Raw genomic sequence first — 21,087 nt, 5'->3', positions numbered from 1 at the left:
GTCCCGGCCACCGGCAACTCATCCCTATGCATCGCCGCGTTGCATTCGTGGCGCTACAATCGTCGCAACGATGCCTGCCATTCGACCCATAGCTGTCCCGCCCATTCAGGCGCCTATTCTGTCGTTACGGACCTGTGTCATTGTGTCGACACTGTTCTGGACCTACGTATCGGTGACAGCGGTAGCGCGTACTTACCTGGTTCGTGATGCGTTGCACTGGAACGGCGAGCCGCCGCTCGGCGTGCTGCTGCTGACAAGCGCGTTGATCTATCCAGCGCTCCTCGTCGCCGTAAGCGTCTCATGGCGAGTTGGTTACGATTTTTCGAACTGGCGTCGCATTGTGCCGACCCATCTGGTGCTCGCGGTAGCGTTCGGCGCACTTGCGCGGCCGATCTACATCTTTGCGCGAATTGTCGCCGGACTTGATCCCGCCGTCGGAGCCTACCCGGGTCTATTCGGTCCGGACAGCAAGGCGGCATTCCAGATGTGGCTCTCAATGCTGCTTGACGACGGCATGCAGTACCTCGTATTGCAAGGTCTGCTGGCGGCATTCAGTCACTATGGGAGATTACGGCTGGAGCAGAATCAGCGGGAACGTGTGTCCGCACAATATGACCGCGCGCGACTGCAGGCATTGCGCATGCAGACGAACCCTCACTTTCTGTTCAACACATTGAGCGCAATCGCGGGATTGATTCACAGTCGACCGACTGCTGCGTCAAACATGGTGACGCGGCTTGGTGAGTTGCTACGCACTACACTCACAGACAGTGACGTCGAGCTGGTGCCATTGCACAGAGAGGTGACACTCGGTCGTGAATATCTCGAATTGCAGCGGGAAAGATTTCAGGACCGTTTGCAATACAGCCTTGATTTGCCGGCGCAGGCTCGTAATGCAGGCATTCCGCCATTGCTGTTGCAACCATTGCTCGAAAACGCGGTCGAACACGGCATACATCAGCGCGAGGGCTTCATCAACGTCGAGCTGACATGCGCATGCACCGGGGACACGATTTCCATCCGCATTTGCAATCAAGTTCAACAGCCAGAGTCGACGGATCGAGCTCGTCACACCGGCCTCGGGCTGCAGATCGTACGCGAGCGATTGGACGCTGCATTTGGAAAGTCCGCGGCAGTTACTACAGGCCGTACGCACTCGGGATGGTTTGAAGCAAGTCTGACGTTCCCGCATCACGCAATTCGAAAAAGGAGCAATCAGTGGGAAGCGCCACAGGCCAGGTGATCAAAGCGGTAATTGTTGACGATGAAGCGTCGGCGCGCCGTTGGCTGCGTACGTTATGTGACCGCGTGGACGGCCTCGAGGTGGTTGCCGAATGCGCGACGGCTCGGGAAGCCTCGCTGGCGCTTCGCAACCAGGCATCGGATGTGCTTTTTCTCGACATACGGTTGGGACCGCACACAGGATTCCAGGTTCTCAATGGACTTTCATTCGCCGCGATGCCACATGTGGTCTTTGTGACGGCACATGAACAATATGCGGTCAAGGCTTTTGATCGCGCGGCGGTCGATTATTTGCTGAAACCCGTGCGCGAAGAGCGGTTCCGCATGGCTATAGACAGAATCAAGCGTATTGTTGTGAATGGCCGGTCGGGCGTAGTCGACCCGCCGGCCCGCTGCAGTGGCGTCGGTGCGCTCGCGGACGTGACTCTTGCAGCACGTTTACCTGGTGCGTCTGGCCATGTGATTGCCGAAAGGGAAGGCTCGTTTCACGTTCTCGATCGAGGACTGATCACGGTGCTGGAGGCCGACCGGAACTACATTCTGGTCTGGTGCCGTGGCGACGAAAATCCGTATCGCATGCGCGGGACGATCTATGAGCTACATGATGCGCTGGGTGGAATGCCATTCATGCAGATCAACCGTTCAGTCATCGTCAATATGACCCATTCTGCTCGAATCGAGCGCGATGCAGACAGCCACTTCTGCTTTGTAATGCATGGCAGCGACAGGCATATTCGCGTTGGACGCTCCTATCATTCGCAGATCGCCGAGTTGATTCGCGGAAAAATAGCCTGACAGTGGTGGCGTTCGCGCTGGCGCAACCAGCCGAACTTTGGCGTCGGCGAATCCGCTTGGTCTGCAATCTCCAGCTTGCATCCTGCGCCGCAGGACGACGGTTTGGATTAGCCCTTCGCCGGGTCGGTTCGTCGGCGTCGTGTCTCTCCGTGGATGCGGAATAAGGTACGGGCAATAGTGCGGCCGGGGGCGGTGCTACCCGTTGCACGATTTCGCGAGCGATCTCCGAGAAATCGTATATCGGTTGTGCCGTCGGTTTGCCGCGCCCAACGAATCGTCTTTGATCGGGAAAGAGCGCATATCCGAGGCGTGACTTCGGCGCACATTATTGCGACCGGTATTGTACGCATTGCATACTTGGGCCCATGAGCGCCTGGCAAATTGATTCTTCACGGGGACAGTTCTGCAACTGGACTGACTCAAGTTGGGTGGCGCTGGTCGGTTTCACGTTTGCATGTTTGGCAACCCATGCGCATGCGGAGCCCGCGAGCCCTGGTGTGCGCGGTTCGCTGGCCCAACCATTGGTCGTAGGCGAGCAGTTCGATGTGGAATCCGACATTCTCCACGAACGACGTCATATCAACGTGTACTCACCGCAGAGCGGCATCGCATCGGCGCCGCGGTCGCTGCCCGTCCTGTATATGCCAGACGGCGGCCTGGAGGAAGACTTCCTGCATGTCGCTGGCCTGGTACAGGTGCTGGTGGGCAACGGCAGTATGCGACCATTCCTGCTCGTCGGTATCGAGAACACGCAGCGTCGTCGCGACCTGACGGGGCCTACATTGGTCGCGTCAGATCGTGCGATTGCCCCACAGGTCGGCGGATCACAAGCGTTTCGCGATTTCATCCGCCGCGAATTGAAGCCCGAGATCGGTCGCCGCTACGCTGTGACCGGCGAGTCGGCTGTCATGGGGGAGTCGCTCGCCGGTCTTTTCGTGATCGAGACGCTGATCGTCGAACCCGATCTCTTCGACGCCTACCTGGCCTTCGATCCGAGTCTTTGGTGGAACAATCAGCACTGGCTTACGAGCAAACTACCGCTGCCCGTCGACCGCAGCAAGCTTGCACACAAACTGCTCTATCTGGGGGCGAGCGGCGAAGCCGAGCCACCGGGTGCTACCACGAAATTCTGTTCACGATGGCGAGATCAAGCACCCGAATATCGGCGCTGTGTCAGTGAGGACTTCAATGAAGAGCGGCACGCGACGATCTATCATCCGGCGGCATTGCGTGGGCTGCGTATGATCCTGGGACCCGGCTGACAGCGTACTTGCGGGCGGTCTCAATCGACGCCGCTCCTGGCAACGACGGCAAAATGTTGGACCTGGGGCTCGAATTCGAGCAGGAAGCCGTTGTCCTCGGGATAGTATTTTGCTTTGAGCAAATCATCGCCTGCGAACGAACGGATCGAATTCTCTGATGCCCAGAACGTCATCGTCATGAAATGGGCGACTTCGCCGTCGTCCCGCCTGAGAATTGCGACGCTCAAATTACCAGGCACGGATTGGTAGTCCGGAATTGCGCGATTTTTCAAGAAGGCCTCGTAGTTGTCCGCCTTGTTCTTGTGTGTGCGGCCATGCCAAATGCGACAAATCATTTGCCTAGCTCCAATATTTCGCGTTGTGCTTGCGTCAGGTTCTGGATATCAGGCGGCGCAATCAGACTCAGCTGGCACAGTATCGCCGACGGAATGGTAGCGCATCGATAGGCAATGGGTAAGCGAGCCAATCAAGTTTGCATGCAGGACTCGCGTGCAGGTGCCTCTCTTCGGCAGGTCGTCGCGCAGATCTGGCGTATAGCCCGTCTGGCGCTCAACGGCGCTTATTGAGGTCGGAGAGCAGATTGCCGAAACGATGGATTTCGGCGGCCGTATTGTAGTGCACCAGTGATGCGCGTACCGCCCCGCTTTCAACCGGCAGATTTAATCGACGCATCAAGCGCGGGCTGTACATGTGACCATCCCGAACGGCGAATCCGGCCGCGGCCATCGCGAGCGTAACCTCCGCCGGTGCCGAACCTTCCAGGTTGAAGCAAAAAGTCGGCACCCGCGCTGCGACCTGCGATGGATCAGCGATGCCGTAGATACGCGCCTTGCAGTCCTGCAGGACGCCTTGCATCTCGTGCGACAATGACTGCTCGTAGGCGACAATAGCGTCCATCGCGCGGGTGAGATCGTCGCGAAGTGATGATGACTTCGGCGACGCGCCCGGACCTGCCAGGAAACGCCCGAGTCGCGCCAGGTAGTGCACCGCGGCGTCCATGCCTGCGACATTCTCATACACAATAGTGCCCGCCTCGATCTTGTCCGGAGGCTCGTCGGGAATGAAATCCTCGCGAAATGTTGGTAGTCGGCGCAGTGCTTCGTAGCGGCCCCAGAGAAACCCCATGTGTGGCGCGAAAATCTTATAGCCCGAGCAGACGAGGTAATCGCAATCGAAGGATTGCACATCGATGCGGCCGTGTGGACCGAAATGCACGCAATCGAGAAAGATCTCGCCGCCCGCCGAGTGCACCACATCGGCGGCGGAACGCACATCGGTGAGAGAACCGAGAGAATTTGCAGCGACGCCGCATGCGAGCAGGCGCGTGCGCTTCGACAGTAACGGCGCCAGATCTGCGGCATGCAGGCAGCCGTCGTCACGTACCTTCCACCACTTGAATTTCGCGCCGAGCGGTGCGAGCGCAAGCCAGGTCGCGATATTGGCTTCGTGATCGAGATCCGTCACGATGAATTCATCGCGTCCGCCATGACTAAAGCCGAGTTCCTGACCGATCGCGAGACTCACCTGGCGGATGAAGGACGTTGCATTCATGCCGAATGCAATTTCCTTGGGGGAGCGCGCGTTTACGAGTGCAGCGACGCTCACTCGCGCGCGCGCGACCATTTCGTCCACTGCAAGACTCTGTGCATAACGACCTCCGCGTTGCACCATCCGCTCGAGCAGGTGTGCGTGAATGGCGTCGAAGACGTCCCGCGGAACCTGGGCGCCGGCGGCATTGTCAAAGAATGCAAAGTTGCCGGCATGGGCAATCGCCGGAAATTCCTCGCGCAGGCGCATCACAGGAAATTCGGTTGCCGCCGTCGCCACCGCGGGGGTATCGGCAGGGGAAGTCATCGGGCGGTCGCCTGTGCGGAGTTCATGGCGTTGCGCAACCATCGCCCGAGGGTCGGTCGGACGCAAGTGGGCTTTTGGGGCGTGCGCCCTAGTCCTGCGCGCACCGGGTGGCGCTGGTGGAAGGCGACCGACGATCAGCGTTGCGCCGGTGCAATGACGGTTTGCCAAGCTGCCCGGATTGCCCCGAGCGTCGAGTGCGGACAGCGACCCCAATTCGGAAGATAATACGACCATCGTGGCGACCCGCAGCACTCAAACGCGCATCGTCGATGCCGCGCTCGAACTTTTCAACGAGTTTGGCACGGCGGCGGTTTCGACCAATCGAATCGCCGACCATTGCGGTATCAGCAAGGGAAATCTGCATTATCACTTCGCAACCAAGCAGGAAATCATACGATTCCTCTGGCAGCATGCAGTCGACGAGATGGATGCCGGTTGGTATGGCGACCATCTCGCGCCGACCCTCGAGCACATGGCGGCCATGTTCGTGCGACAGCTGCAGCTGATCCTGAAGTACCGCTTCTTCTATCGCGAGATGGCGAGCCTGTTGAGGCGCGACAAGGTGCTACGCCAGCGATTTGCGGCCAACCGCCTGCGGCGCATCCAGGAAATCGAGCGCTTCTTTCGCGCGCTGGCCGCGCGAGGTCATCTTCGCCTGCCGCCCGACGACCGGCACCTGCGCTCGATCATCGACATCACCTGGATCCTGTCCGAGAATTGGCTCAACTACCTTGAATTCCACGATCGGGAGGTTTCTACTGAATCAATCAGCGCGGGTTACAACGAAATACTGGAAGTCCTGCAGCCGTATCTGGCTGCCGACCCGGTCGAAATTACCGAGAGGTCGTATCCAACGATCGAGCGCCTGACAATGCGAGCGCGCGGCGCAGACTGATCAGCGCGGCCGCCTGAGGACACCGTCGTCGGCGCGCTTCAACGCTTCCTCGTACTCCGGGAGTGGCGCACCCGGCGACTCGTCGATGGTCACACCGTTTGGCCAGTTTTTCGGCACGATGGCGATGAAACGGGCGAATCCGCCCGTACCGCCCTCCGGTTTTGCAAAGCCAATGGACACTAGCGCGCCGGCTTCGGGCACCAGGTCCAGATTGGCAACGCCTTCGGCCTGCGTGTAGTTGTGCTTCAGGAGCCAGGTCTCGGCCACGAAGTCCGATGTCATATCCGTATCGAGCGGCTCATGGCCATGGAAGAGGATTTTCCGCTGGAGATGCAGGAACTTCAGCGCTTCGACGCTGACGCCGGGAAAGGGTCGCGCTGTAAAGCGCTTCGGATCGCTCCAGCGTCGCGACCAGTCCGTGCGAAACATTACGACTGAGCCTTTCGGAATGCGGCCGTGCTTTCGTTCCCAGTCGATCACGTCCTGTACGGTCGCAACGTATCCAGGATCACGAATCACTTTTTGGGCGAGATTGACAACAACGAGCGGCCGCACTGCGAATGTTGGCGGCAGGTCGCTGATCGTCGCGCCATGCGAGTTCATGTGCGCAGGCGGATCGAGCTGTGTGGCGACCTGATCGGTTGGAAACCTGTAACTAGTGATCCCGGCGCCGAGCGTCTCGTAGGTGAAAGGGTCGCCGGCATCGATAACGCCGGGTATCGTGACGGACGCACGCGCCGGGCCGACTTCCATCTGACCGAAACCGACACCCACCGGTTGTCCCGGAGCAAATGCATGTGTCAGATCGACGTAGCGCGCCACGGCAAGAGTAGAGCGATACATCCGCCAAAGCGACAGGTCGTCCTGATCCGCGGCCCGGCCGACGAGCGGGAGCAGGATTCCCAGCAAAACCGAGCAGAAAATCAACCCTGTCGATCGCATGCGCTCGATGCTAGCACCGGCGGGGTGCCAGGAGGGAAGGCGCAGTCGTTGCTGCAATACAACGTCCGCAAAATTAGGGCGCGCAGGCTAAAGTTACCCTGTACAAGCGGACTACGGTTAAATGAGAGTAATGACAATGACCCGATTGGTCACGACTGGTATTCGGTCGCTCGTCGCGCTTGCGCCACGCAGGTATTGCGTCGCCGCCGTGTTCCTCGTGGGCGAGCGTGGATCGACCGGGCGCAGCGGCGGACACAGGCAACCGATCGCTGGCGGTCACGTCAAGAGGCGCATGAAGCCATGAATGCGCAGGTCAAGCCCGAAATCGCGCGGCTGAAGCCCTACCTGGCCGAAGTCGAGGCCGGCAAAGCCTATTTCTGGTGCGCCTGCGGGCGCTCGAAAAAGCAGCCCTACTGCGACGGTTCTCACAGGGGTACCGGTCTTGAACCACGAAAGTTTGTTGCAGCTGTGTCAGAAGAAGTCCTGCTCTGCGCCTGCAAGCAGACCGGCACCGCGCCTTTCTGCGACGGCGCACATACCAATCTTCCTGGTGGCTCGCCGCTCGACGATCCGAATTCCCCCGCGAACCGTGCGGTGGGTTACAGCAAGGAGATAGTAGGCGCGCGGACGATCCTGAACGGCGGCTGCTACGTATTCTCACCGGCTCACGCAAAGTTCGCGGTACGCGGGTCGCTCAGTTATTGCGACGTCGTGTCGGGCGGGTTCGGCGCGACCTACCAGTCACAGATACTGCTGCGCGTGACGGGCGATGCGTCGCCGATCATGACGTTTGGCGATTGCCATACGGCGCTGTTCGTCTCGAAGGGCTCTGGCAGCTTGAGCATTTCCGGTCGACGCTTTGCCTTGCAGTGCATGGACGGTGCCTATATCCGACCATTCGAGTCGTTCGAACTTGCGCCCGCTGCGGGCTCGACCCTCGAAGTATTTGCATCGGCTTGCCCACGAGGTGCCATCACCTGGGTCGATACGATGAGGCATGACTTTGACAACAGGTTTCCGGAGCGCATCGTGTCCGTCGACGAGGAACATCGCACGGCCATGGGTCCGCGCTGGTTCCAGATTCTCGTTGACAAGCGCATCGGGTCTGACGTTATCACTCAGTTCATCGGCCACATTCCTGAATCCAAGGCGGCACCGCACCGTCATCTCTACGAGGAAGCAATCATTGTTCACTCTGGCGCAGGCTGCATGTGGACTGAGGACCGGAAATCCGACGTACGGGCGGGCGATGTGATTTTCCTGCCCCGCAAACAAAAGCATTCGCTACAGGCAACGACGCTGGCCGGGATGAACGTCGTTGGCGTGATCTATCCGGGGGACAACCCCAGCATCAATTACTGACACAAAAGGGGATCGAAACGTGACCCAAGAATACAGTACAAATCTGCGCCTGATAGTGGCCCTGGTACCGTTCTCGTTCGCGCTTGCGGTCCGAACTGTACCGGCGATTGCGGCGAACTCATCTTCCGGCAGTGAAGTGCTGCAGGAAGTTGTCGTGACGGCTTCGAAGCGCGGTGAGCAGTCGACACAGGACATTCCCGGCGCCATCCAGGCGATTTCCGGCGATACGCTCGCAAAAATTGGCGCCGCCGAGTTCGTAGATTACGCTACGCGCGTACCGAGTCTTACGTTCAACGACCTCGGTCCGGGCGACAAACAGTATGTCATTCGCGGCATCACGTCGACCGGCCCGGCCACGGTCGGCGTATATTACGACGAGGCTGTGATCACGGCCTCGAATGCAAATGATGGAGGAGGCCGTAATGCGGACATCCGGCTTTTCGACCTCGACCGCATCGAAGTTCTGAAAGGCCCGCAGGGCACGCTCTACGGCGCAAGCTCGATGAGCGGCACGATCCGTTACATTACCAAGCAGCCCGATCTCGCCCGATTCGGTGGCTATGTCAATGCGGAGGCATCCACGACCGCCAATGGCGGGTCCAATCTCGGCGTCAACGGGGCGCTCAACCTGCCAATCATCACCGACAAGCTCGCGGTTCGGTTCACAGGTTGGGATGTCGACAACAGCGGGTTCATCGACGCCGTGCGCATACCATCCGGCCCGATCGAAAACGCCAATACCGAGCGAACGAGAGGCGCCCGCGTGACGCTGCGTTGGCAGGCGACAGACAAGCTTGCGCTATCCGCCACGACGACCAGCCAGTCGTTACATGCCGGCGGCTCCGCGCGATTTACGCCACCTGGCGTGCAATCCTTCGGTGACGCTGGCGCCGGTTTTCCATCGATCCCGGGAGGTGATCTCGTCAATACCGACCTTACCCAAAGTCCATGGGATGAGACGATCGACATTTATGGGCTTACGGCGGAGTACGCGGGTGATCTGGGAACGCTTACGGCGACAACGAACTATTTCGATCGCGATATCAGCTTCGTCTTTGACTCCTCGCCGATCCTGTTCTTCTTCGGCGTGCCGATACCCGGCATTACACTCGAGCCGCAGGCGCGACGGATCACAGCGAGCGAATTGCGCTACGCATCCAAATTGTCGGGGCCCATCAACTTCGTCGTCGGCGCGTTTTCACAGAATGAGCACAGCGATTTTCGCGTTGAAGTCGTCAAGATCAACGCTTTCGGGAATCCCGCCGGGCCCTTCAGCCGGCTCGACAGCGACGATGCGCTGCAAAACCCCAGCGGCAATACCTTCTTCGGCCGTATCGACAATGACCAGTTGAAGCAATTCGCAGGCTTTGGCGAGGTCACCTGGACGATCAACGAGCAATGGTCGTTGCTTGCTGGCCTGCGGTACTTTCACTCTTCGTTGGACAGCCAGAATGAGACCACCCATCCGTTCGGCGGCTTCGGCAACCAGATACCTGTTGGTGTACAGACCAATTCGGCAAGCGGCAACAAAACGACGTTCAAGGCCAACCTTTCATACAAATATGGCGCGCAAGGACTGCTGTACGCGACGGTCGCTCAGGGCTTTCGAGTCGGCGGTACCAACGCGGCGGATCTACCTTTTGCGAGCGGTATTCCGCCGAGCTTCGCTCCCGATCTCCTGACAAATTACGAGATCGGCGCGAAGAATGAATTTCTCGACCGCCGGCTGCGCTTGAACGGCGCGATTTACCAAATCAACTGGAAAGACATCCAGGTGCAGGCCCTCGACAATACACAGGCGTTCTTCTTCACAACGAACGGCGGCAAGGCGCGCGTGCGCGGCGCCGAGCTTGAGGCCGAGGCGCTCCTCGGGTCCGGTTTTGAGTTCGCTATCGGCGGTTCTTATATCGATGCCGTGATCACCGAGCTGCCACAGCTGTCAAGCGGCAGCAATGCGAGTCTGGGAAATGTCGGTGACCGCCTGCCCAAGGTTCCGCGCATTCAGTACAACGCGGCGTTGAGCTGGGGAACTCCAGTCGGCAGCAGTGCGAAGCTCGACCTGCGGGCCGATGTCGCGCACCGCGGATCAGCGCAATCCCAGTTCAATAACGCCAATGGTTTCGACCAGACTTTGCACGCCTATACGCTAGCGAACTTCAGGGCCAACTTGAGTTGGAACCAGTGGACGGCGAGTCTCTTTGCGCGGAATCTCTTCGACGAGCGTGCCGAAATCGACGCGATCGCCTCGGCGCAAGATCCTCTTGCCCATATTACGGCGCGGCCGCGCACGGTCGGTGTTGCCGTAACGAGAACGTTTTGAGTTGTGGTGGGAGGGCCTGGTAACCCTTTCAATGCGCGCTGTCATCGGCGAAGTGCCGCACGCCGCAATCGAGGCCGCGCGCCGGCGACTCGGTGGCTTGGCGCTTGGAACCAGGCTACTTGAGCTTGCGGTACCGGGTAGCGATTGCAATATTGCGATCAAGCTCGAGAATGAGCAGCCTGCGGGATCTTTCAAATTGCGTCCGGTCGCCAACTCGTTACTGTCGAAGGAGCGCGATACGCTGGCGTCGGGCGTCCATACCCTGAGTTCCGGAAACAGCGCAGTGGCATTGGCCTGGATGGCTGCGCGGCTCGGTATACCCGCAACAGCGATCGTCCCCGGCAATGCGCCACCACACAAGCTTCGGCAGCTCCGGGAGCTCGGCGCCCACATAGTGACGATGCATTTCGATGACTGGTGGCAAGCGATCCTGGCGGGAGCTGCGCCGGGAGTGCAAGGACTCCTTGTCGATGCCGCCCGCGACGCGGCAGCACTCGCGGCGAACGGCACTATTGGTCTTGAGATAGTCGAGTCAATGGACGATCTCGATGCGGTCTTCACGCCCTTCGGCAGCGGCGCCTTGGCCTGTGGTATCGCTTGTGCCGTACGTCCTCTGCGGCCGAGCGTCAAGATCATTGCCTGCGAACTTGATTCAGCGCAACCGCTGACCGCCGCCATTGCCGCTGGCAAGCCAACCACAGTCGAGTACGACTCGGGCTTCGTGAGCGGTGTAGGCTTCAGTTCGATCTTGCCGGAGCTCTGGCCGCTTGCAAGCCGGCTGATCGACGGCACGTGCACGGTGTCGATTGACGAAGTCGCAGCTGCGATTCGCCTCCTGTCGCTACAAGCCCAGGTGACGGCAGAAGGCGCCGGTGCGATTGCGGTTGCTGCCGCACTGTCGCGTCGGCACCCGTACCGAAAAGTATGCGCTGTCGTTTCCGGTGGCAATATCGAGCGCGCCGTGCTGGTCAGGATTCTGGCCGGCGCGCCGCCCGCCAAATGAAATAGCCAACAGTCACGATCACAAGCCATGGAATGCCGTACTTCCAGGATATGTTCCAATCCGGGTCGAGCCCCATCGTCACGAGGATGGCGAGGAGGAGGGCGATGCCGGCGTACTGCATCCACGGGAATAGCGGCATACGTACGAGAAGATCCTCGGCACGATGGCGGCGGCGAAAACCCAGATGGCTTGCCAGTATGATGATCCAGACCGTCATGGCGCCGAAGAGTGCGACGCCCAGCAGTTTTCCATAAGCGTCCGGCGTAATCTTCGAGATCGCGGCTGCCGCGAGGATGCAGGCACCGGAAGTAAGAATGGCGCCGACCGGTGTGTGGTTGGCACCGAGCCGGCCGAGAAAGCGCGGCGCATAGCCGCCGCGCGAGAGAGAAAACAGCATGCGCGAACACAGGTAAACGTTGGTATTCATGCTCGACAGCGCGGCGCTCAAGACAACGAAGTTCATAATACCCGCAGCGTAGGGAATGCCGACACTTGTGAATACGCGCACGAAGGGGCTCTCTTCGACGACCCGGGCACCGGTTTCGGTCCACGGCACGAAGGTCACGACAATCGCCAAAGCGACGACGTAGAAGAGAAACAACCGAAGGATCATCGTTCGCAGCGCCGCGGGAATGGCCTTCTGCGGTTCCGCGACTTCGCCGGAGGTGACTGCGATCACTTCGATGCCATTGAACGAGAAGACTCCCATGATCACGGCAAGCCAAATGCCCTGGAAGCCGTTCGGCGCGAACCCGCCTGGCAGGCCCGTGAGATTCGTAAGACCCTTGGCCGGTGCGCCGATCCCGAGGATGCTCGCGAGACCAAGAATAATGAATATGACAATGGCCGCTACCTTGATCATCGCGAACCAGTACTCGAACGTGCCGAAGTTGGCGACGGAGCGTGCGTTGACGTACAAAAGGACAAAGGCAAAGGCAATCGACCACATCCATACCGGCACGCCCGGATACCAGAACGTCATGTACAGGCCTGCTGCCACCGACTCGCCGCCAATCGCGATCACTTGCGCGATCCAGTAGGTATATCGCACCACAAAGCCCGCCCAGGGATTGAGGTAGGTCTCGGCATACACGCCAAAAGATCCGGCCGCTGGGTGCGCAACGGCCATCTCGGAGAGGCTGAATACCATCACCAAAGCCACGAAACCGGCAATCGCGTAGCTCACGAGTACGGCGGGCCCCGCGTAGTGAATGGCGATACCACTTCCCATGAAAAGGCCAGTGCCAATGGCGCCGCCCAGGCCGATCATCACGACCTGTGCTTTGGAGAGCGCTTTGGACAGGCCGTGTTCGCGCGCGATGAGTTCCGATTCTGACATCTGGTTTCCCCCTGATTTGCTACCTGCGGTGTCGCGGGAAGGTCATCGAATTTTCGACATTCGGCGGCCAGTCATCATGCCTGATGGCTGGAAATCGCGCCCGTTATGTTTTCGTGTCCTGGCCGCTGATGAACCTGCCAGGCAACGTGCGATGAATTGAGTCGCCAAGTTCAAATAGCCGCTCAATAGAGTGCTCACCAACAGCTGCCAGAGTCCGGATATTTGCGTGCGCTTGCGTCTTGTCGTTAATCTATGGTGATGGCCAGCGGTTGGGCACAAGATGGTGCAGTGCAGGAGCAGATCGACGCGACTGTCAAGGACGGCGTCGCGCGCGCCAAGAGCCGTCTGCCGCAAGGCCCGTCGCTGACACATTGCAGCGATTGCGGCATCGAAATTCCCATCGAACGCCGCACGGCGCTACCGGGCGTGCGATTGTGCGTGCCCTGCCAGCAGAAAAGCGATCAGCCAACTACAGCCCATTCGGCATACAACCGACGCGGATCCAAGGACAGTCAGCTGCGCTGATTTGCCTCGGTTTGTTCACCAGCGCTACGGAAATTGCCTATTTCCGTTAGATCCAAATGACGCGACCCTCCCTTTGGAGGGACGCAAATGGCAATGGCAGGGCAATTCAAAACCTCGCGCGACCAATGGGACGTCATTGTCGTCGGTTCCGGCATGGGTGGGCTATCCGCGGCAGCGGCGCTATCGCGGACGGGCCACAGGGTCTTGTTGCTCGAGCAGTACCAGACGCTGGGCGGACTGACGCACAGCTTTTCGAGGAATGGCTTCAGCTGGGATGTTGGTCTTCATTATCTCAGCGGCGTCGCGCCTGGCGAGCCGGAGCGCAGGTTACTCGACTGGCTTTGCGCATCACCCATCGAGTTGGCACCAATGGGAACCGTCTACGATGTGCTCCACATCGGCAACACAGATCCGCTACCACTCTCACGCCCATGCGCAGCGCAGGTGCTTGATCTGAAAGAGCGCTTTCCAGATGAATGCAAGGCAATCGATGCCTGGTTTGATGCGATCCACAAAGGCAAAGAAGCGGCGATGGCCATGCTGCAGTCCCGCGGAATGCCGCAGCCGATCGGCGCATTTATCGAGTGGTGGAAGAGGGGTGATCTCATGCGTTGGTGCGGAAGGACAACGGCCGAAGTAGCGGCCGAAATCACTGACAACCCTGAGTTGACTGCTGTCTTCTTTGCCCAATGGGGCGACCATGGCGGGCGGCCCAGCAAGGCCAGCTTTGCGATTCACGCCTTGGTGGCCTATTCCTATCTCGAAAGTGGGGGCTGGTATCCCATCGGCGGCTCGTCGGTGATCGCCGAACAGATTCTCCCCGTCATCAGGCAGTCCGGCGGCGAAGCGCGGGCGGGCGTAAAGGTGGAGACTGTGCTCGTAGATGATGACCGCGTGGTTGGAGTACGCACTTCCGCTGGCGAGGAAATCCATGCAGACGCCGTCGTATCCGATATCGGCGCACGCGAAACAGTCGATCGGTTGTTGCCCGGGGAATTGGGAGTCGATGACTGGATAGCGGAAATCCGGTCGATGCAGTCAGGCATTTGCCACTTCTCGATGTATCTTGGTTTTGAGGGGGATGTTGAAGCCGCGGGTGCGACCAAAGCCAATCACTGGATCTACCCGGACGGCGACATGGACGCGGTCTGGGAACGCGCACCGAACGGCAAGCCGCCGGGTATGTTCGTCTCCTTTGCGTCTCTCAAAGACCCACAACATGATCCGGGCCCCAAGCAGAGGCACGCGGGCGAGATATTGATCTGGACGGACTGGGCCGTCGTCGCGCGCTGGGCTGGTACGCCATCGGAAAAGCGTTGCGAGGACTATGTGCGCTTCAAGAAAACTGTTGAAGATCGGGTATTCGAACAGTTCCAGGCGTACTTTCCAGAACTGGCGAAACTCGTCGTCTTTCGGGAGCTCGCCACGCCATTGTCAACAGTTGCGATCACCGGTCACCGAAACGGCGCTTTTTATGGTCTCGATGTAACACCCGACCGAATAATGTCGAAAGCATTGCGTGTAAAGACACCAGTCAATGGGCTGTACCTGGCCGGTCAGGACGTCGCCTCCCCCGGCATACCGGGAGCGCTTTGGGGTGGAGTCCTGTGTGCAGGAAGCATTGATCCAAGCGTATTCAAGCATATCCACTGATGGCAAGCGTCGCGAGGTACTGCAGCAAATGCGGCTCGGGACGCAGGCGTCGGTGTGTTCAGTCTAAGCTGCGCCGGAAGCGAATTCTGCCGTCCATCAAGGTCATCACAACGCGCGTCTCACTGATTCGGTCTGGCTCGATTTCGAACAGGTTCTGGTCGAGCACGACGAGATCAGCGGCCTTACCGGTCTCGATCGATCCGGTTACCGCCTGCGATCCCATGGCCGTGGCGCCGTTGATCGTGAAAACGGCGATGGCCTGCGGGAGCGTCAATGCCTGATCCGGGCCGAGCACACCATCGTGTTTTCCGAAAGGACTGCGCCGTGTGACGAATGCTTCCAGATACGGAAACGGATTGAGATCAAGGTTGTCGTAGGCCCAATCGCTGCCTGCGGCAACGATACCGCCGGCGCGCGTCACCATGCCGGCGGGGTACACGCGTCGCATCAATGCCTCGCCAAGCAGGCCTGCGGCGGCGTCGGCGGTTGCGCTTGGAAACCATAGATAGGGTGACATTTCGCAAACGGTGCGCAGTTTCTGCAATCGCGGCATGTCGTCCGGGCTGATCATGCTGCAGTGGGCGATGTGGTGTACCGGGCCGTCCGGATTCGAACGACGAGCCAACTCGACGGCATTGAGGAATCGCCGGATTGCCTTGTCGCCGTGCGCGTGCGCCACCACACCTATGCCGCGTCGATCCATGTCAGCGACCAATGCGTTCAGTGCGGGCTCATCATAGTACGGCTCGACCGTTGCCGCCGCGATCGCGGCCGGAGGGTCGAGCAGTGACACAGCCGGCGGTACACCGTCGAGAAATATCTTGATGAATCTTGGGTTTACATACTGGCTCGAATGGGCTGCCGCTCCCGATAGCAATTCGATTGCGACTTCCGATTGATTCTTCGTGCCGAAGTTCGGACTTGAATAGAGAATCGCGGCCGCGATCCGAAGTGGCAGTTCGCCTTTGTCCGCCATCATCTGGTAGACGGCGAGCGCATCGCCATCGAGAACCATTGCATCCTGCGCGCCGGTGATGCCGTAGGAAGACATCTCCCCGAGGACCTCGCGCACAATGGCGTACTTTTCTTCGAAGCCTGGTTGCTCCTCTTTCAGGAATGGTTCTGCCAGTTCCATTGCGCTATCGAGCAGGAGTCCAGTCGGTTCCCCCGTCTTGTCATCCCTGACGATGACCCCGTCGGCGGGTGCGCTCGTGTGCCTATCGATATGAGCCAGACTGAGCGCAGCGCTGTTGAGCCACAAGGAATGGCCACCAAAACTCTTGACGAACACAGGTCGATCGGAAATTACCCGGTCGATATATTTGCGGTTGGCATCGACCTGGTAGCCGAACCCCTGTCCGACGATGACGGGAAAATCGGTATGCTCTGCCGCATACGCGGCCAGCTTCTCCACAACGCCTTCGGTCGACAGGTCTGGATGAATGAAAAATCCCGTGAACTTGAGGCCGCCGAGCAACGGGTGTACGTGACTGTCGATAAGCCCGGGCATGACGAATTGGCCGGCGAGGTCGATCTTTTCCGTGCCCTTGCCTGAGAGACGAACGACGTCTTGTGTCGACCCCAACGCGACGATTTTGCCGGCCCGAATGGCAATGGCCTCGGCCCAGGGCCGGGCAGGATTGACGGTGTAGACTCTACCATTGATCAGCACCGTATCGGCAGGCTCGCCTTTGGTGCTCGCACAGGAGGTGAGGCACAAGCCGCAGACACTCATGAGAGCCAGTAGCCGCGCATTGATGGTGGTCTTCATGGGAATCGACTCACGCCTGCTTGGTTGAATAATTCTAGTCCGCAACGGTCTGTTCGCCCGCGACCGACTCCTCCGGCGCGGGCAGCCATACCGAGACCCGCGCACCGCCGCCATCACGATTGGCAATTGCCAATCGTCCGCCGTGGGCATCTATGATCTCACGGCAGAGCGTCAGGCCGAGACCCGTTCCCCTGGATTTCGTGGAATAGAAGGGTAGAAGCGCGTCGCGCAGCACATCCTCCTTGAGTCCGCTGCCGCGATCCGACACCTCGATGACGAAGCCTTCCGTATGCTCGCTGACCCGGAGAGTCACCTCATCAGGCGGCGAGCCGGACTCGATGGCATTCTTCACGAGATTGATGAGAACCTGCTCGATCTGCGCGGCATCGACACTCACCGGTCGTTCCGGCAATGGTTCGAGGATACGGAACGGCATGCTATTGCCGAGTCCCTCGAGCAGACTACGCCAGGCTATGGCCGCCGGCCGCGGCCGCGGCAATTTTGCGAAGCGTGCATAACCCTCGATGAAATTGGCAAGATGCGAAGCCCGCTCCTCGATCGTCTCGAACACGCGCGCCAGTCTTCCAGGCTCCGGCATGGCAATCAGTTCACGTCCGGAGTGCGCAAGCGATGTGATAGGTGCGAGCGAATTGTTGAGTTCGTGCCCGATTACGCGGATGACCTTCTTCCAGATCGCGACTTCCTGCGCTGCCATCTCGCGCGTCAGCCGTTTGAACAACAATAGTCGGTGCGGCTGGCTGTTCAGGGAGAATGGCCGATGACTGATATGGTAAATCTCTGTCTCGGCGCCTACGGAAACTGTGATCAGTGTATCCACGCCGCCCGCAACGGCTTCGCGCATCGAAGATGGCGCTGATCGCATGATCTCGCTGAAGCGCAGGCCTTCGATTTTCCTGCCTGCGCCGAACAGCTGTCGCGCTGCGATGTTGCTGAAAACGATCTGCTCGCTCGCATTGGTCAGTACGAGCGCAAGCGGTGTCGTCTGTACAACTGTATCGAGCAGTAGTTCGCGCTGGTAGATATTGAGCCGTTCGCGGCGGAGGCTATCGCCCAGGGCGTTGTACTGTGATGTGAGTTCGCCTATCTCGCCTGTAGCCGTCGGTGTCACGCTGACGCTGAAGTCGCCGTCCCGCAGGCTGCCGATACCGTCCGCGATGGCGCGAATGCCGCGACTCCAGCGACGCAACATGCGATTCGTCACCCAGAGCGCAAGCGGAACTATCAAAAGGAAAGCGCTGGCACCGGCGAGCACGGGCGCGTCAAGCCACGCATCGAGCAGTACTGCTGCGGCAGCCACCAACGCGGCTGTCAGCATTACGATCGCCCCCATGCGGCCGGCGAGCGAAGGACTGGTGCGAGGGTCTTGAATCATGCCGGGCACTATCGTGCCAGATCAGCCGCAGGTCATCGACGTGTATCGGGCGCGCTGCGGCTCAGCGGGTTTGCGGCCCATCATCGGGTGTGGCTGCCGTCTTCAGCCCAAGTTTCTCCATCCGGCGGTACAGCGCTTGCCGCGACAGGCCCAGGTCGCGGGCGGCGCGGGCGATGACTCCATTCGACTGCGACAGCGCCTGCTCGATCGACCGACGATCGATATCCGACCCATCGCCTGGATCGATCGCCGAGGGCAGCGCGAGCCCAGCCGCGGAAATCGACGGATCAGCGGCAAGCAGACAGGCGCGGTGGATGACGTTTTTCAGTTCGCGAACGTTTCCTGGCCAGCGATAGCGTGTGAGTGCGCGCTGTGCGTCCGCGGCAAGGTTGAAGCCAGGCTCGAGGAAGTGCTGCGCGAGCGGCAGGATGTCCTCCGGGCGACCAGACAGCGGCGGCACATCGAGTTCGATGACGTTGAGTCGATAGAGCAGGTCTTCGCGGAACCGCCCGTCCTTGATGAGTTGGGGCAGCGCGGCGTTGGTCGCGGCGATGATTCGAACTTGAGTCCGGCGGGTGGAATTCGACCCAAGACGTTCGTATTCGCCAGTTTGCAGGACGCGAAGCAGCTTTGCCTGGCCCTGCGCTGAAAGATTGCCGAGCTCATCGAGAAAAATCGTGCCGCCATCGGCTGCCTCGAAACGGCCTATACGCGCCTTTGCACCCGTGAAGGCGCCCGCTTCCGTGCCGAACAACTCTGCTTCCATCAGCGTATCGGGTAGTGCGCCGACATTGACCTTGACGTAGGGGCCGGATTTGACCGCTGAGTTGGCCTGGACGATGTCGGCCATCACCTCCTTGCCGGCGCCGTTCGGGCCCGTAATGAGCACAGGCACATCCGCATGGGCAATGCGCGCGGCGGTCGCGGCGAGCGCGTGCATCGCCTCGCTTTCATACACGAGGCCACGCAGGTCAAATCGCTCCGCGAGCTGGGCGCGGGTGGTCGCGCGCCGGTGGCGTATGGCTCGATTTTCGGCACGCGTCGCTTCGAGTTCGAGCAAATTGCGTACGGTGGTCAGGAGGCGCGTATTGTCCCAGGGCTTCGCCAGATAATCCGAGGCGCCAGCCTTCACAAGTTCGACGGCTGTTTCAAGGTGTGTCCAGGCCGTCAGAAGAATGATCGGTAGCTGCGGGTGCTGCGAGCGAATCCGGCGAAAGAGGGCGATCCCCTCTTCGCCAGAGGTTGCCTCGCGGCGAAAGTTCATGTCCTGAATGACCAGATCCACGGGATCACGCGCAAGCGCATCGAGTCCCGCCGACGCGTTAGGCGCGCTCACCACTCTGGCGCCCTGCATGGACAGGAGAATGTCGAGCGCGGTGCGCACGGCTTCGCTGTCGTCGATAACGAGTACCGTGTGCTCCGCCAGGTCGAATGTGCCGTTCTGTGCCAGCGGTTTCCCCGTCGGCGAGGAACTGATCCGGGTGTCGGCGGCCGCCATATTGAAGACAGTCTAGACCGTTCTGCTCGCGACAGCCGGCGAAATGCCCGAAGCGCGCCGTGCCGGCTGCAGGGCAGCGCCCAGGCCGATCGACCAGATGAGCAGCACACCGCCCACCAGGTAGTAGAGGTCGAGGCGCGGCAGTTCATACCGGGTCGAGATCCAGTACCCGATGCCAAGGGCTGCACCGCAGCCGGCGACGACACCCGTGGTGGTTACCATCCAGTTCTCGACCATGAAGTGCCGCACGATGTCCATGCGGCGGGCGCCCACCGCACGGCGCGTTCCGATCTGTCGTATGCGGGTCGAAACATTGAATGTCGCGAGGCCGAAGATACCAAGCGCGGTGATGGCCAGGAGCGCTACTGTCACGCTCACGAGGAAAATCGACATGTTTCTGTCGTCCAGGTAGGACTGGTTGACGAAATAGTCGAATGGTTTCACCCATCGCAACACGCGCCCCGGATTCGAGTCGCCGAGGCGGGTTTCGATTTCGCGCATCACGGCGTCGCGTCGACCAGGCTCGGCGCGCACGACATAGATGGCATTAGGCCCGTCTTTGATACGAGGGAAGAATACGACATTCTCGAGTTTGTCCCACTCAACCCACGCGCCCTGCATGTGCTCGATTACGCCGACAATGACAATCGGCTTGCTGAGGCTGTCGTAGAAAGTCTTGCCTACGAAATTGTCGTCGTTCGGGAACAATTCCTTTGCGAACGCTTTGGTGACAATCGCCTGCGAGGCGAATTCGAAGGTTTTCGATGGCGGGAGGATCTCGCTCGCATCGAAATTCCGGCCCGCAGCGATTGTCAGACCGAGGGCCTTGACGGCCTGCTCATCCACGTCGTAGTTGTTGCCCGGTACCGACTCCCTCGGTCCCACTTCACCGGGGCGCGATTGAAAGCCATTAGAGCTGCCGCCCCCGGACAGGGGAATGTTGCTCATGAGACTCGCCGTCATGACCCCGGGGATGCCCCGTAGTGACGCCAGATCACCGCGCCAGCTCGCGTCGTAGTCGAAATCCCTCGCAAAACCCGCGCTGGCTACCCAGATGATGTTGGCGGTGTCCATGCCAGTAGGACGGGTGATTTTGTCGACGCGCTGCTTCACCACATAGACGGCGTTGACCAGTACGGCGAGTCCGATAGCGATCTGGAACGCGACCAGAATTGCGCCGGTTCTATTGCGCCACAAGGCGCTCGCGATGGGGCGGATGTTCCAGGCTGTCAT

General features: G+C 59.9%; 17 protein-coding genes. 9 read left to right on the top strand and 8 right to left on the bottom strand.

Annotated elements, in window-relative coordinates:
* Window positions 1-70: 70 nt before the first annotated feature.
* The 3 genes from R3E77_14075 (at window position 71) to R3E77_14065 (ending at window position 3,299) form a co-directional block, all read left to right on the top strand.
* Window positions 71-1,243, top strand: a complete 1,173-nt coding sequence (locus tag R3E77_14075; protein ID MEZ5500540.1) for a histidine kinase — start codon at window positions 71-73, stop codon at window positions 1,241-1,243.
* Window positions 1,219-2,037, top strand: coding sequence for a response regulator transcription factor (locus tag R3E77_14070; GenBank protein MEZ5500539.1), 819 nt, complete (start codon window positions 1,219-1,221; stop codon window positions 2,035-2,037). The genes R3E77_14075 and R3E77_14070 overlap by 25 nt, the downstream gene beginning before the upstream one ends.
* A gap of 365 nt (window positions 2,038-2,402) precedes the next feature.
* Window positions 2,403-3,299 carry an alpha/beta hydrolase-fold protein gene (locus R3E77_14065; GenBank protein ID MEZ5500538.1) on the top strand — a complete coding sequence of 299 codons (897 nt, stop codon included), beginning with the start codon at window positions 2,403-2,405 and terminating at the stop codon, window positions 3,297-3,299.
* Between the two features lie 20 nt (window positions 3,300-3,319).
* Here the strand turns inward: R3E77_14065 and R3E77_14060 are convergent, their stop codons facing one another.
* Entirely contained in the window at window positions 3,320-3,634 is a 315-nt protein-coding gene (locus tag R3E77_14060; GenBank protein ID MEZ5500537.1) for a hypothetical protein, read from the bottom strand.
* A 214-nt stretch (window positions 3,635-3,848) separates the two neighbouring features.
* Window positions 3,849-5,153, bottom strand: coding sequence for a cysteine desulfurase-like protein (locus R3E77_14055; GenBank protein MEZ5500536.1), 1,305 nt, complete (start codon window positions 5,151-5,153; stop codon window positions 3,849-3,851).
* 235 nt (window positions 5,154-5,388) lie between these two features.
* Between R3E77_14055 and R3E77_14050 the strand changes: the two genes are divergently transcribed.
* Window positions 5,389-6,048 (top strand): TetR/AcrR family transcriptional regulator, encoded by a 660-nt coding sequence (locus R3E77_14050; GenBank protein MEZ5500535.1) that lies wholly within the window; start codon window positions 5,389-5,391, stop codon window positions 6,046-6,048.
* On the opposite strand, the gene R3E77_14045 is transcribed toward R3E77_14050, so the two are convergent.
* Complete coding sequence (locus R3E77_14045; GenBank protein MEZ5500534.1) at window positions 6,049-6,990, bottom strand: cyclase family protein; 942 nt, start codon at window positions 6,988-6,990, stop codon at window positions 6,049-6,051.
* Window positions 6,991-7,038: 48 nt separating this feature from the next.
* On the opposite strand from R3E77_14045, the gene R3E77_14040 reads away from it, so the two are divergent.
* From R3E77_14040 to R3E77_14030, 3 genes are read left to right on the top strand one after another with little or no spacing between them, the layout of a single operon-like run.
* Entirely contained in the window at window positions 7,039-8,352 is a 1,314-nt protein-coding gene (locus tag R3E77_14040; protein MEZ5500533.1) for a CDGSH iron-sulfur domain-containing protein, read from the top strand.
* 19 nt (window positions 8,353-8,371) lie between these two features.
* Window positions 8,372-10,672, top strand: coding sequence for a TonB-dependent receptor (locus R3E77_14035; GenBank protein ID MEZ5500532.1), 2,301 nt, complete (start codon window positions 8,372-8,374; stop codon window positions 10,670-10,672).
* A gap of 31 nt (window positions 10,673-10,703) precedes the next feature.
* The gene (locus tag R3E77_14030; protein ID MEZ5500531.1) at window positions 10,704-11,675 is read left to right on the top strand and encodes a pyridoxal-phosphate dependent enzyme; all 972 of its coding nucleotides are present in this window, start codon (window positions 10,704-10,706) and stop codon (window positions 11,673-11,675) included.
* Here R3E77_14030 and R3E77_14025 read toward each other — a convergent pair.
* On the bottom strand, window positions 11,641-13,014 hold the full coding sequence (locus tag R3E77_14025) for an amino acid permease (protein MEZ5500530.1): 1,374 nt from the start codon (window positions 13,012-13,014) through the stop codon (window positions 11,641-11,643). The two genes, R3E77_14030 and R3E77_14025, sit on opposite strands and share 35 nt — an antisense overlap.
* Before the next feature lie 258 nt (window positions 13,015-13,272).
* Here R3E77_14025 and R3E77_14020 point away from each other — a divergent pair, with 258 nt between their 5' ends.
* Window positions 13,273-13,539, top strand: coding sequence for a DksA/TraR family C4-type zinc finger protein (locus R3E77_14020; GenBank protein MEZ5500529.1), 267 nt, complete (start codon window positions 13,273-13,275; stop codon window positions 13,537-13,539).
* Between the two features lie 87 nt (window positions 13,540-13,626).
* Window positions 13,627-15,192, top strand: coding sequence for an NAD(P)/FAD-dependent oxidoreductase (locus R3E77_14015; GenBank protein ID MEZ5500528.1), 1,566 nt, complete (start codon window positions 13,627-13,629; stop codon window positions 15,190-15,192).
* A 58-nt stretch (window positions 15,193-15,250) separates the two neighbouring features.
* On the opposite strand, the gene R3E77_14010 is transcribed toward R3E77_14015, so the two are convergent.
* The 4 genes from R3E77_14010 to R3E77_13995 form a co-directional block, all read right to left on the bottom strand.
* Window positions 15,251-16,963: an amidohydrolase gene (locus tag R3E77_14010; protein MEZ5500527.1), complete on the bottom strand. Its 1,713-nt coding sequence runs from the start codon at window positions 16,961-16,963 to the stop codon at window positions 15,251-15,253.
* A gap of 34 nt (window positions 16,964-16,997) precedes the next feature.
* Entirely contained in the window at window positions 16,998-18,356 is a 1,359-nt protein-coding gene (locus tag R3E77_14005) for an ATP-binding protein (GenBank protein ID MEZ5500526.1), read from the bottom strand.
* Between the two features lie 61 nt (window positions 18,357-18,417).
* Window positions 18,418-19,854 (bottom strand): sigma-54 dependent transcriptional regulator, encoded by a 1,437-nt coding sequence (locus R3E77_14000; protein ID MEZ5500525.1) that lies wholly within the window; start codon window positions 19,852-19,854, stop codon window positions 18,418-18,420.
* Between the two features lie 12 nt (window positions 19,855-19,866).
* The gene (locus tag R3E77_13995) at window positions 19,867-21,087 is read right to left on the bottom strand and encodes an FtsX-like permease family protein (protein ID MEZ5500524.1); all 1,221 of its coding nucleotides are present in this window, start codon (window positions 21,085-21,087) and stop codon (window positions 19,867-19,869) included.

The organism is Steroidobacteraceae bacterium (assembly GCA_041395505.1).
Classification (GTDB): domain Bacteria; phylum Pseudomonadota; class Gammaproteobacteria; order Steroidobacterales; family Steroidobacteraceae; genus JAWLAG01.
The sequence above is the reverse complement of the archived record's forward strand: the minus strand, read 5'-3'. Positions and strand labels throughout refer to the sequence as shown.